General features: G+C 58.2%; 10 protein-coding genes and 2 tRNA genes. 5 read left to right on the forward strand and 7 right to left on the reverse strand.

Going from position 1 to position 12,650, the window contains the following annotated elements; all coding sequences use genetic code 11:
• Nucleotides 1-57 precede the first annotated feature (57 nt).
• On the forward strand, nt 58-990 hold the full coding sequence (ldtA, locus tag INF61_RS20895) for a L,D-transpeptidase (RefSeq protein WP_015572412.1): 933 nt from the start codon (nt 58-60) through the stop codon (nt 988-990).
• 135 nt (nt 991-1,125) lie between these two features.
• Here ldtA and INF61_RS20900 read toward each other — a convergent pair.
• Nucleotides 1,126-1,201: transfer RNA gene (locus tag INF61_RS20900), tRNA-Asn, on the reverse strand.
• Between the two features lie 320 nt (nt 1,202-1,521).
• Between INF61_RS20900 and nac the strand changes: the two genes are divergently transcribed.
• From nac to INF61_RS20920, 4 genes are all read left to right on the forward strand, one after another.
• Nucleotides 1,522-2,439 (forward strand): nitrogen assimilation transcriptional regulator NAC, encoded by a 918-nt coding sequence (gene nac, locus INF61_RS20905; RefSeq protein WP_003859531.1) that lies wholly within the window; start codon nt 1,522-1,524, stop codon nt 2,437-2,439.
• Nucleotides 2,440-2,535: 96 nt separating this feature from the next.
• The gene (gene cbl / locus INF61_RS20910; RefSeq protein ID WP_017383311.1) at nt 2,536-3,486 is read left to right on the forward strand and encodes an HTH-type transcriptional regulator Cbl; all 951 of its coding nucleotides are present in this window, start codon (nt 2,536-2,538) and stop codon (nt 3,484-3,486) included.
• Between the two features lie 190 nt (nt 3,487-3,676).
• Nucleotides 3,677-4,030, forward strand: a complete 354-nt coding sequence (locus INF61_RS20915; RefSeq protein WP_047733850.1) for a type II toxin-antitoxin system RelE/ParE family toxin — start codon at nt 3,677-3,679, stop codon at nt 4,028-4,030.
• A gap of 4 nt (nt 4,031-4,034) precedes the next feature.
• A complete protein-coding gene (locus INF61_RS20920) occupies nt 4,035-4,337 on the forward strand; it encodes a helix-turn-helix domain-containing protein (RefSeq protein ID WP_017383313.1) in 303 nt (100 codons plus the stop codon).
• A gap of 45 nt (nt 4,338-4,382) precedes the next feature.
• Here the strand turns inward: INF61_RS20920 and INF61_RS20925 are convergent.
• From INF61_RS20925 to INF61_RS20950, 6 genes are all read right to left on the reverse strand, one after another.
• A tRNA-Asn gene (locus INF61_RS20925) sits at nt 4,383-4,458 on the reverse strand.
• A 163-nt stretch (nt 4,459-4,621) separates the two neighbouring features.
• Nucleotides 4,622-6,811: a TonB-dependent siderophore receptor gene (locus INF61_RS20930; protein ID WP_032654151.1), complete on the reverse strand. Its 2,190-nt coding sequence runs from the start codon at nt 6,809-6,811 to the stop codon at nt 4,622-4,624.
• 26 nt (nt 6,812-6,837) lie between these two features.
• Nucleotides 6,838-8,163 (reverse strand): lysine N(6)-hydroxylase/L-ornithine N(5)-oxygenase family protein, encoded by a 1,326-nt coding sequence (locus INF61_RS20935; protein WP_017383315.1) that lies wholly within the window; start codon nt 8,161-8,163, stop codon nt 6,838-6,840.
• A complete protein-coding gene (iucC, locus tag INF61_RS20940; RefSeq protein WP_077580347.1) occupies nt 8,160-9,902 on the reverse strand; it encodes an IucA/IucC family siderophore biosynthesis protein in 1,743 nt (580 codons plus the stop codon). The genes INF61_RS20935 and iucC overlap by 4 nt, the downstream gene beginning before the upstream one ends.
• Nucleotides 9,899-10,846, reverse strand: a complete 948-nt coding sequence (locus INF61_RS20945; protein ID WP_062937936.1) for a GNAT family N-acetyltransferase — start codon at nt 10,844-10,846, stop codon at nt 9,899-9,901. The genes iucC and INF61_RS20945 overlap by 4 nt, the downstream gene beginning before the upstream one ends.
• Nucleotides 10,846-12,588: an IucA/IucC family protein gene (locus tag INF61_RS20950; RefSeq protein ID WP_193548095.1), complete on the reverse strand. Its 1,743-nt coding sequence runs from the start codon at nt 12,586-12,588 to the stop codon at nt 10,846-10,848. The genes INF61_RS20945 and INF61_RS20950 overlap by 1 nt, the downstream gene beginning before the upstream one ends.
• Nucleotides 12,589-12,650 lie beyond the last annotated feature (62 nt).

Consider the following 12,650-nt stretch of genomic DNA (forward strand, 5'->3'; position numbering starts at 1 on the left):
TGAGTAGGCTAAGCCTGCCCACTGGCAGGCTTTCTCTTTGACTGAGTACAGAACACTATGATTCGATTTGCCTCGTTCGTTTTTACGCTTGGTATTCTGGTTCCCGCTGCATCTGCTGTAACCTACCCCCTCCCTCCCGAGGGCAGCCGTCTGGTGGGGGCGCCGATCACCATCACCGTGCCTGAGGGCAATACTCTGCCGCTCGAAGCGTTTGCAGCGCAGCACGGACAGGGGTTGAGCAATATGCTGGAAGCCAACCCGGGGGTGGATCCGTTTTTACCGCGAGCCGGAACACAGCTGGTGGTACCCCAGCAGCTTATTCTGCCGCCAACCGTGCGCGAGGGAATTGTGGTGAACGTCGCGGAAATGCGACTTTACTATTATCCACCCGGCAGCAACACGGTTGAGGTGCTGCCTATTGGCATCGGTCAGGCCGGGCGCGAAACGCCGCGTAACTGGGTAACCGCCGTTGAGCGCAAACAGGAAGGCCCAACCTGGTCACCCACGCCAAATACGCGACGCGCTTACGCGAAAGAGGGGAAAACGTTGCCCGCGTTCGTTCCCGCCGGGCCGGATAACCCGATGGGGCTGTATGCCCTCTATATCGGCAGGCTGTACGCGATCCACGGTACCAACTCAAATTTCGGCATTGGTCTGCGCGTCAGCCAGGGCTGCATTCGCCTGCGTAATAACGATATCAAATACCTGTTCGATAACGTTTCGGTGGGGACGAGGGTACAGCTTATCGATCAGCCCTTAAAGGTGACCACCGAGCCGGACGGTAGCCGTTGGGTAGAGGTTCACGAGCCGCTGTCACGCAATCGCGCGGAATTTGAATCGACAAATAAGGTGCCGCTGCCCATTTCAGCCGCACAAAGGACGCAGCTAATAAGTGAAGGGGCGGGGGCTGAGCTGGAACGGCGGTCGGGGATGCCGGTGAAGCTTGCTATGCCCGGTGGCGCTGCGCTTACCGGGCCTACAGGACCGTAGGTCGGGTAAGGCGAAGCCGCCACCCGACAATTTTACCGAAAGCAGAATGTAGGTCGGGTAAGCGGAGCGCCACCCGACAAACTGACCGAACGCAGAAAAGCAAAAAGCCTGCTTTAAAAGCAGGCTTTTCAAATTTGGCTCCTCTGACTGGACTCGAACCAGTGACATACGGATTAACAGTCCGCCGTTCTACCGACTGAACTACAGAGGAATCGTGTGAACGGGGCGCATATTATCGACCTGCGTACGCCTTGTCAAAGGATGGATCGCCGACTTTGAACTGTTTGCTGACAAAACCAGCAAAGTGACGTTTTTGCCAACGGAATGCACCATTATTGTGCAGATATACCCCGAATGGGGCAGATCGGAAACCGTTGTCCCCGTCTCAAAACAGGCACCAGTGATTGGCTTTCCTTATTTTCAGCCGCTTAGCAGCGACATACACCCGCTGCAAAAAACTGGCATCCATATTGCAAAACCTGTTTAACAACACAGCCGTTACCGGCACGCTATTTTCGAACAGGGGGCAACATGAACTTAAGACGACTGAAATACTTCGTAAAAATCGTCGATATCGGCAGCCTGACCCAGGCGGCTGAAGTGCTGCATATCGCGCAGCCTGCGCTGAGCCAGCAGGTCGCGACTCTGGAAGGCGAAATGGACCAGCAACTGTTGATCCGCACCAAGCGCGGCGTAACGCCTACCGAAGCGGGAAAAATTTTATATACCCATGCCCGCACGATCCTGCGTCAGTGTGAACAGGCGCAGCTGGCCGTGCACAATGTGGGTCAGACCCTGAGCGGCCATGTCTCCATTGGCCTGGCGCCGGGAACGGCCGCATCGTCTGTCACCATGCCGCTGCTACAGGCAGTGCGCGCGGAGCTACCGGAAGTGCTGGTTTATCTGCATGAGAACAGTGGTTCCGTGCTCAATGACAAACTGCTCAACGGTCAGCTGGATATGGCGGTGCTGTACGATCGCTCCCCGGTTGCCGGGATCACCAGCCAGCCGCTGCTGAAGGAAGATCTTTACCTGGTCGGTACCCGTGATTGCCCCGGCCAGAGCATTGATTTAACCGCTGTGGCAGAGATGAATCTGTTCCTGCCGCGCGACTACAGTGCCGTGCGCGTGCGCGTTGACGAAGCGTTCTCGCTGCGCCGTCTGACGGCGAAGATCATCGGCGAGATTGATTCCATCTCCACGCTGACTGCCGCCATTGCCAGCGGCATGGGTGTAACGGTTCTGCCCGAGTCTGCCGCACGTTCACTGTGCAGCGCGGCGAACGGCTGGATGGCCCGCATCACCACGCCATCCATGAGCTTACCGCTGTCGTTGAATATGTCCGCGCGCGGCTCCCTGTCGCCGCAGGCGCAGGCGGTGAAAGAGATCCTGATGTCTCTGGTCAGTAAGCCGTCGCTGGAAAATCGCGAGCTGCAACTCGTCAGCTGATATTCCAAATAAGCATAAGATGCTGGTTTTTATTATTTGTTCTCCAGCCCGCCTGACTCTAACAATAGCCTTATGTCAGATGCGCCGGAGTGAATTGTGAATTTCCAGCAACTTAAAATTATTCGTGAGGCGGCCAGGCGGGATTACAACCTGACCGAAGTCGCCAATATGCTTTACACCTCTCAGTCGGGTGTCAGCCGACATATCCGCGAGCTGGAGGAGGAGTTAGGCATTGAGATTTTTATCCGTCGCGGCAAGCGCCTGCTGGGTATGACCGAGCCAGGCAAGGCATTGCTGACCATCGCTGAGCGCATTCTCAACGAGGCCAGCAACGTTCGTCGGCTGGCGGATCTCTTTACCAACGACGCTTCGGGTGTGCTGACTATCGCCACCACCCATACACAGGCGCGCTACAGTCTTCCGACGGTTATCAAAGCATTTCGTGAGATCTTCCCGGACGTACGTCTCGAACTGATCCAGGGCACGCCGCAGGAAATTGAAGTGCTGCTGCATAACGGTGGGGCCGATATCGGTATCGCCAGTGAACGGCTGAGCAATGACCCGCTGCTGGTGGCGTTCCCGTGGTTCCGCTGGCACCACAGCCTGCTATTACCCGCCGAACACCCGCTGAACCAGGTTTCACCGTTGACGCTGGAAGAGATCGTCAAATGGCCGCTTATCACCTACCGGCAGGGCATTACCGGGCGTTCGCGCATAGATGAAGCGTTCAAGCGTAAAGGGCTCACGCCGGACGTGGTGCTGAGCGCGCAGGATTCCGACGTGATCAAAACCTACGTCGAGTTAGGACTGGGGATTGGCCTGGTGGCCGAGCAGTCTGGCGGCGAATATGAAGCCGGAAATCTGGTGCGTCTGGATACGCGTCACCTGTTCGATGCGAATACCGTCTGGCTGGGGCTAAAGCGCGGGCAGCTTCAGCGTAACTACGTGTGGCGTTTTATTGAGCTATGCAACGCGGGGCTTTCCGTGGATGAGATCAAACGCCAGGTGATGGAGCCGGAAGAGGTGGCGATCGATTATCAGATTTAACTACGCGTTTGCCCGGGTGCGCTGCGCTTTCCGGGCTTGTATTCCCCCTTCACCCTGTTTCTCCTTTATTTCTGAAGACGGCTTCCATATTTTGCATCCTTAACCTGCATACCAGCCAATCTGTCTGCATAATCGGCACTATAGTTTTGCATCTATATAGTTTTTGATCTATGTTGTACAAGGAGGTCCCGTGTGGGCGATTAAAACTACGGACAGGTTTGACGACTGGTTCACCTCATTAAACGATAGCGAGAGAGCCAGCGTACTGGCCGCGCTACTTGTTTTGCGGGAGAGGGGACCGGGTCTGTCCAGACCGTATGCCGATACGCTGAAAGGCTCCCGCCACAGCAACATGAAAGAGTTGCGTATCCAGAGTAAGGGTGATCCGCTGAGGGCATTTTTCGCTTTCGATTCGAACCGTACGGGTATTGTACTGTGTGCGGGCAATAAGGTCGGTAATGAAAGGCGATTTTACGATGAGATGCTCCTCGTTGCGGATCGGGAATACACTCGCTGGCTGAACACATTAAAAGAGAGGAATTAACGCGATGGGCAGAACCCTGGAGCAGCTTATTGCAGATGAAAAACCTGAGGTTGTTGCCAGCGCACAGGCAATGGCAACGGATATTTTGCTCAATATCCATCTGGCCGAGTTACGTGAAAAAGTGCAAAAAACGCAGGTAGATATGGCCAGGGCGTTGGGTATTAAACAACCTACTGTCGCCGTCATGGAAAAGGCAGGACGCGATATTAAGCTTTCTTCTTTGAAACGCTACGTTGAGGCCGCCGGAGGGAAGCTACGGCTGGATGTAGAACTACCCGATGGTTCTCATTACGAGTTTGTGTTGTAACCCACAAAAGCAAAAAGCCTGCTCTAAAAGCAGGCTTTTCAAATTTGGCTCCTCTGACTGGACTCGAACCAGTGACATACGGATTAACAGTCCGCCGTTCTACCGACTGAACTACAGAGGAATCGTGTGAACGAGGCGCATATTATCGACCTGCGTGCGCCTTGTCAAAGGGGAAAACATCGTTTTTGTTCGTTTGCCGAGAATTTCAGCAAACCGATGATTTAATAGCAAATTTGCTTTCAAATTGCACAGCAAAATGCGCCGCCCGCAGGCGGCGCGCAGGATCAGAACAGAACGGAGTAGTTCAGACCAAACGTACGTCCACGGCCTTTATAAGTATAAAGACCCGGTGAGCCATAGGTTGGGCTATACAGCCCCGGTGCGCGCTGGCCCCAGGCGGTGGTGTAGTCTTTGTCCAGCAGGTTCTCCACGCTGAAGCTGACTTTGCCCACCGGCAGGGCGTAGCTGCCCAGGAAATCAACGGTGTTATAGCCATCAATCTTCTTACCGTCGGCGTCAGACACGTCGAAGGTTTGTGTGCTCTGCACGCGCAGGGCCCAGTCGCCCGGCGCCCAGTTAACCCATGCGCTGGCTTTAGACGGGCTGGCGCTATCGACCGTCAGCTTCTCCCATTTCCCGTTTTCACGCGTTTCGGACTTGATGGCGTTAAAGTTCGCCCCGGTGCTCCAGTCGCTGTCGGTGAAGAAATAGTCCACCTGGCCTTCAACCCCATAGATACGACGTTTATCGTCCTCCAGGTTGATGGTCATGTCGCTCTTGTTGATGGTGATGGTTTTATCCGAGAGCGAGTAGTAGGCCGCCACCTGGGTACGCAGGTTATCGCCGGTGAAGCGCCAGCCCAGCTCGTAAGCATTGACCTTAATACCGTCCAGCGTTGAGTCGTTCACGTTGACGCTGTTTTGCAGGCGATAGTGACCATCGACCAGCTGATAGGTGCCGGAACCGTAGTACTTCGCCAGGTCCGGGATCTCGAAGCCCTGGGAGAAGTTAAACCACAGCTGCTGCTGTTCGGTAAGACGTCCAAGGATCCCGGCGTTAAACAGGAAGTTGTTGTAGTCGGTTTTCCCGCCCGGTACCGCGTCAGCGGAGGTCGCTTTGCCCGTGGCGATTGCCTGCTGCTGGGCGTAGCCGACAAAATCGTCCACCTTGTTTTCGGTGTACTGGTAACGCACGCCGCCGCTCAGGGTGATGGCGTCAATGTCATAGCTGGCTTGCAGGAACGGCGCGAGGTTGGTAATGCTGTAACCCGGATAACGGCCCACGTTGTAGGCATTGTCCAGCTCCATGCCGCCGCTCGCCGCCGCTTTGCTCAAGTCAAAGAACTGCTGGTTGGCATCGAACGTTTCGTGGTCGGCATCCACACCCCAGGTGAGGGTCAGGTCGTCCATCGGCTTGCTGTTTAGCGTTAGCTTGCCGCCGTAAAAATCGGTTTTCTGCTGGGACGCGCCAATGCTGGTCACCGCGCCTTTGCTCAGCGTCGGGAACGGGTAGTAGGTCAGGCTCTCGTCACGGTAGTAAATCTGCGCAACCAGATCCTGACCCCAGAAATCGGTGTTCGAGTATTGCAGGTTGATCAGGTGACGCTCTGTGCCCGGGATACGGTCAGAGTTCAGGTTATCTTTATTATAGGCTTTGGCATCGCCCGTGACCGCAGCAAAATTCTCCCCAAGGAACAGGCCGTGCTTGCCGTCGGATTCGCTCTTGTAGTACTGCGTGGTTAACTGGAGCTGCTGATGATCGTCGATGTTGATGGTGCCTGTCCCCATCACGTCGATACGGTCGGAATACTGCAAGCCGGTCTGGGTGTTATCGATAATCACCTCGTCGCCGTTGCCGTCATACCAGCCGCCGTAGCGCTGATAGGAGACCGACAGACGGCCAGAGGCGTTGTCATTGCCGCCGCTCACGGCTGCGGAGACGTTCTCATCATGGTCGTTATGGCTGTTAAACCCGCTTTTTGCCCCGGTCTGGAACTCCACCTCGGTCTCCGGCTGGCCTTTTTTGGTGACGATGTTCACCAGACCGCCGGTACTGCCGCCGCCGTACAGCGAGGTGGCGCCGGAGATCACTTCGATGCGGTCAATGTTGAACGGATCGATAGAGTCGAGCTGGCGGCTGTCGCTGCGGGAAGAGTTCAGACGTACGCCGTCCACCATCACCATCATGGAGCGACCGCGCAGGTTCATGCCGTAGTTGGTACGTCCCTGGCTGCTGACGTCCATGCCGGGGATCAGCTGGGCCAGCACGTCTTTAATCTCTTTCCCGCCCTGAACCTGCTGCTCAATTTCCGCCCGCTCAATAACCCAGGTGGTTTGCGCCATCTCTGCCACGCTGCGATGTGCCCGGCTGGCGGAGACCACAATATCTTCTTCCTTTTGTTCTTCCGCCCACGCAGAGGTAGAAAGCATGGCAAGCAAGCACGGATTTAAAACCCAAAGATGAGAACGTTTCATTGTTATGTTGATCCTGAATGTGTGTGTCAGTACTCGGTGGTCTTCATTAATGATTTAAAAACCTGGCTGCTCTCCGGGCTGGTGGTGCTCCGCCAGTGGATCACGCCGGGGGTGGTTGCCAGCTCAAACGGCTCGTCATCGTGAGCGCGATTCAAAATTCGCGCCGCGCGCCAGGCCATCAGGCTGAGCTGGGGTTCGGCAATACCGAGACGGTGCATCCCGGCATTGACGGCAAACAGGCGGTTGCTCTGCGGGCCGTCCCATTCAAGGGTGAAATCGTTGTTGATGCAGAAGGCTTCATTCTCATCCAGACGCAGTCGGGAAGAGAGCGGGGCGAGAAACGCGGGCTGCACGGCGCGGTAGCCGGTGGCGAAAATCACCACGTCGCTCTCCAGCTGTTCGCGCCCGCCGTCCAGGTGATGCTGGATGCTGAGGCGATGTCCGGTTTCCTGGCGCGTCAGCGCCGTCACCGAGCGGGACGGCATCAGATGCGCCCAGGGTTTTTCGCGCAGCACTTCGAAGCGGTGATACATGGCGCGATAGATGGCCAGCAGCGACTCCGTGGTGATCCCGTCGGAGGTCATCTTCTGCTCCTGCAACATCTGACGTCGGGCGTCGTCACCAAGGGTCGAGAAGCTGTCCACGTACTCCGGCGTGAAATACTCATTGGCAAACGCGGCTTCATCCAGCGCGTTGTAGTTGTTGCGGCGCGACACCCAGTTGAGGCTCAGCGGCTGCCCCCATTCCCCACGGAAGATATTTAAAAACAGATCCGCACCGCTCTGGCCGCCGCCGACGACGGTGACGCGCTTGCCCGCTAAATCCGGCGTGCGCAGCATCATTTCGCTGGCGTGGAAGCAGGTGTCGTCCTGCGCGGTGACGCAGTCTGGGAGATTGATCTGCTTCCCAATCCCCACGCAGACGTGGCGCGCCAGGAAGCGATCCCGCTGGGTCACGACCTCAAACAGGCCGTTTTGCTCATCAAAGCTGACCTGCTGTACCTGCTGGCTGAAGGCCAGGTTAGTGAGGTTATCCGCCGCCCAGCACAGGTAGTCGGCAAACTCCTCGCGCGACACGGTGCGCTGCTCGGTGGTGAGGAAACGGTAGAACTTTTTGCGCTGTACCAGATAGTTCAGGAAGCTGTGGCGGTTGGTTGGCTCCACGGCGCTGACCAGATCCTTCAGGAAGCTGGTCTGCATATGGCAGTCCGGCACCATCATCCCCGGGTGCCAGGAGAAGTGCGGCTTGCGTTCAAGAAACAGCGAGCTAAAACCGTCCAGCCCCTCTGCCAGCGCGGCAATACTGAGGTTGAACGGACCGATACCAATGCCGATGAAATCATAGGTTTTCATTGCGCTGACTCCTGGGAGACCAGAAAAAGAGGGTTATCAAGATCGCAGACGTAGTTCGGCAGCATGCGGCTGCCGCCGTCGTGTTCAGAGAAGGTAAGTTTGACCGGGTTGAGGATCACGCGAATAATCTGCGGCTTAAACAGGTCGAATTTGGCGAAGCGCGCCGCAAGATCCGGATGGGCGGCCATATAGCGACGTAATACCAGCGCCAGGATCTGATAGAAGCGGGTTTCGCTCACGCCGCATTGCAGGGTGAGGCGGGATATAAAGCGCAGCACCGTGACAAAGTTGCCGGTTTGCAGGTCGTGGATGATGTAATCCGCGCTGAGGCGCGCCGTCACCGCTTTTACCTGCTCCGGCAGGCTCTTCGCCTGCGGGAAATCTTCATCCACCAGGCGCATGTCGCCCTGGAAATCCTTCAGCAAAATGCGCTGCGGAACGTAATCTTTCATCACCAGCGTGACGTTCTGGCCGTGGGCGATGAGCGCCACCCCGTAGCGACAGAGCAGGTGATAGAAGGGGATCACCGTCGCCTCAAACAGCTTTTCCAGCCATGCGTCAGCGGTTAACCCCGAGCGTTTGATCCACGCGTCAATCAGCGGGCGCCCCTGGTTATCGGTTTCCATCAGCGCCGCCATCAGCACCGCCTGTTCGCCATCCTGTAAATAGCAGGATGGGTTCTCGCGCCAGATCACCCCCAGCATCTCCTGATAGCGGTACGGCGCCTCAGGCAATGCGGCATAACCCGGATGCGACAGATATCCGGCTGCGGGTTCGCCAAGCACCTGCGCCCCGGAGTGAATCAGCGTGGCATCGCTGGCGAACTGCTGCTGTAGCCAGCGCGAGGCCAGCGGACCGGCGGCGATATACTTGCCCGGAATACCGCGATAGCAGGAGGTGTTGTAGATAGTCAGCGGCAGCTTGATGTCATACGGCGCGCGACGGCTGGCGTTGGTCAGCGTGCGCAGGGACTGCTGCGCCAGATACTCATCGCCGAACTCACCCAGCTCTACCATCTCACCGCGCGCAAGCTGCGCCAGGAAATGAATGGCAATTTTTTGCTGCCACTGCCACGGGTGCAGCGGCACCGGCAGCCAGCTGTCGTCCAGATCCAGCTCCTGCCAGCGGGCGTCGAACCGCTCGCGCTCGGCATCGTCCATGGCGCTGGAGAGCAGGGCGTTAATATCGCAATCGGCGTCGCTGCTCCAGACCAGACGCTCGCGCTGCACGGCGACCCAGTGCAGGCGGAAACGCCCGCGATATTCCGGCGCGTACAGGCGCAGGGCATCCAGCCCCCAGCCGCGGCGTCCCTTGTTGAAAATAAACTTCGGGTGACCGCGCATCAGGCACTGTAGTTCGTCCGGGTCGAGGTGGATCAGCGCATCGGCATCCAGCGTTTCACGCGCCTGCAACAGCTGCATGTCACCCCGCAGCGTGGCGTAGAGATCTTCCATGTGCTCCGCCGTTTGCGCGTCGCTCATCTCCAGCACGGTGGCCAGTTGCAGCAGCGCGTTTTCCGCTTCGACCGCCGCGCCGCTGGTGGTGGTCAGGGTATCAGGGTCAATATGCAGCCAGCCCCATATCCCACGCGTGGCGCGAAACTGCCAGCACGCGTTGCCCATACTGATGCGCCAGTTGTCCGCCGAAACCGGCTCGGCGCGCAGGGTGCGTTCATATTCCAGTTCGGCGAGGATCTTCGCCACCATCTCGCGGTTCACTTTCTGCCAGAGTGCGTTCACAGTTCCACCTCGTGGAAGAAGCGGTGACGCTCGCTCATGATCAGACGGGAGCGTTTGTGCGGGAAGTCGAACTCTTTCACCGTGTCGAAACCGGCGGACGCCAGATGGCGGAACAGACGCTGGTTGTCGAAGCGCGGCTCGGCGACAATGCGCGTGGTGCGCGGTTCATCGAGATACAGATAGTGGCTCAGGCCGCGCAGCCAGCTGCGGATGTATTGCGCGCCGCGCCAGTTTTCTTCACCCACCAGCATGTGCAGCCCGCGGTCAAACGGCTGCCAGCGGTAGTGGCGGCCAATGCGATCTTCTGCCGCCCAGTAGAGTTCAAAATAGCCGAACGGCTGGTCATCGAAGCAGCCGATAACCGGGTAACAATAGGTCGAGTCGAGCTGGCGGCGCAGGTAGTTTTCCTGCTCGGCCTGCGGTCCCGCCATCTCCCAGAAGGCATTTACGCGCGGGTTATTCATCCAGCGGGTAAAGCGCTCGCCGTCCAGCGCCACGTCCGCCACGCGGAAGCTCAGGGTGCGCTTAATCTGCGGATCGTAACGGCGGTACACCTCGCTCTGCGGGCGGTGAGGGCGCAGCGGGAAGTACAGCTGACGGCTTTCGTCAAACTGCATTCCGCCGCTCGCCTGCGGACGTTCGCCTTTCAGCCACAGCGGCAGCTGCCAGAAAATTTCACGCGCCAGATAGTCCCCGTGAACGAGGCTAAACAGCGCCTGCGCCTGAGGTTCATCCTGCCAGGCTGCCCACGGCAGGGTAATGCCGGTCAGGGCGGGCGCGGCAACAAACAGCTGGTCGAGGGCGTCCACCAGCCAGCCGTCCGGGAGCCCGGTCAGCCGCTCCAGCACCGCGCTGCCGTCGAGACCCAGCGTCAGAGGCAGGTTTTGTTCCGTGACCGTGCAGCGAAAGCCGTAGCCGGAATGGACGATATTCGCGTTTGCCATCACGCCTTCTCCTTATAAAACGGGTTGCTAAAGTCGAAATAGATCACCGCCGGATCGACGATGGTGTTTTCGTTGCGATCGTGCAGGTAGCAGAAAAAGTTGCCTTTGCAGTTCCAGGTCGGGCTGTTGAGCACATAATCGAGGCAGCGGGTCTGCTTCGCCGTGGTGCGCAGTTCGGCCAGCGCGTCACGCACGCGGGACATCAGGTTCTCTTCGCTGTCGAAGCCGGCGGCGGCGAGCGCGGCGGTGACGGCAAGGGTAGAGTTCAGCAGCAGGTAATAAGGGAAGTAGCGCAGCAGCTGGCTCTCACCGAAGCGGTTTTCCACCTCGGTTTCACCTGCCTCTTTCAGCCACGCGTCGGCCCCTTCGGTCCAGGCGCTGCCCTGGCAGTCGCGGTAGATCAGCCCAACGGGGAAATCCTGCTGCATCTCAACGAGGATATTTTGCTGGTGCGCCAGCAGGACCAGACCGTAGTCCGCCTCGGCGCTGAACAGCGGAAGCAATACCCGGTCGCAGTAAGCGTCCAGCCAGCAGCGCGCGGCCTGGGCGAGCGGGAGATCCAGACGCTGGCTCAGACGATGCACCGCCGCGGCGAGCAGGCTTTCGCCGCCGTCCGGCGCGGCCTGGGTCAGGCTCACCAGCACGTTGGTTTGCGTTTCAGGGGTATCGAACAGCAGGTTGACGCGCAGGGCCATCAGGCTCTCTTCCTGGACGACGCCGTGCTCATCGCACAGCCCCGCCCAGCCGTCCTCCTGCATCACGCGCATGGTCGGGTAGCGCGCCTGAAGTTCCTGCCAGCGTGCCGTTTTCGCCAGCCGCGCCAGGCGCATGCCGCGCTTAACCTCTTTCACCGACAGCGTGCGCACGGAGTTGGTCAGCCGCACGCTCAGGGAAAACTTAATCATGTCGCTGTTGGTTTCGCTGTACAGCGAGCGGGAAGAGCTGGTGGGCAGCCATTGCGCACCGGCTTCGCCCAGATCGCGCAGGGCGCCTTTTTCTACCAGACGCTGGCACCAGTCCTGCTCCAGCAGATAGTCGGCCTGCCACGGGTGCATCGGCAGCAGCCAGCAGGTGTCGGTGAAGTGACCGAGAAGGGCCGGCGCGCTCTGCGCTGCAAAGCGCAGCAGACGTTCCCGCAGGGAGACATTCAGGCTGTCGCCGGTAATCAGCTCATGCTCAACCGCAAACCAGCGCAGCGGGAAGCGGGAGGCGAAATCCGGCAGATAGCGACGCGCCTCGGCCTCGTTGAACGGCTCGTGCGACTTTGGGGCAGGATGAAAAGCATGGCCGACCAGCAGCGCCTGTTCCGCTTCGGCAAACGTCAGCGGCTTATCGCGCAGGTTTGCCCAGTTGTGGCGTAAATCAATGGCCTGCCAGGTGTGCGTATGGCTTTCCAGGACGCGCTGCTTAAAGCGAGCCAGCGTATCAGCATCCAGATCGCCTTTTACCGTCTCTTTTTGAAGAATGAAATCAATCAGTTGATGAAATGTGACCGTGTCACCGCCGTCGCTGTCGGCCTGAATCAGCGTTGCCGGAAAACGATACTGGTGATGCTGCGTGGGGGAGAAATAGCGTACCGGAACCCGAATGGCCTGGGTTGGGGAGAGCGGGATATGAATCTGTGATAACTCATCCGCACGGGTTGCGGGAAGATAATGCCAGTCCTTCGTTTCGCGCAGCAGCGCGTTCAAAAAACACTGGGCCGCAACATCTGTACCGGCGGAGCGGGGCAGAGTACGCATAGTTGTACCTCATTCCATGACTGATAATAATTCTCGTTATGATATTCATTCTGTTTACAGTG

The organism is Enterobacter cloacae complex sp. P18RS, from assembly GCF_014982105.1.
Classification (GTDB): Bacteria; Pseudomonadota; Gammaproteobacteria; order Enterobacterales; family Enterobacteriaceae; genus Enterobacter; species Enterobacter hormaechei_C.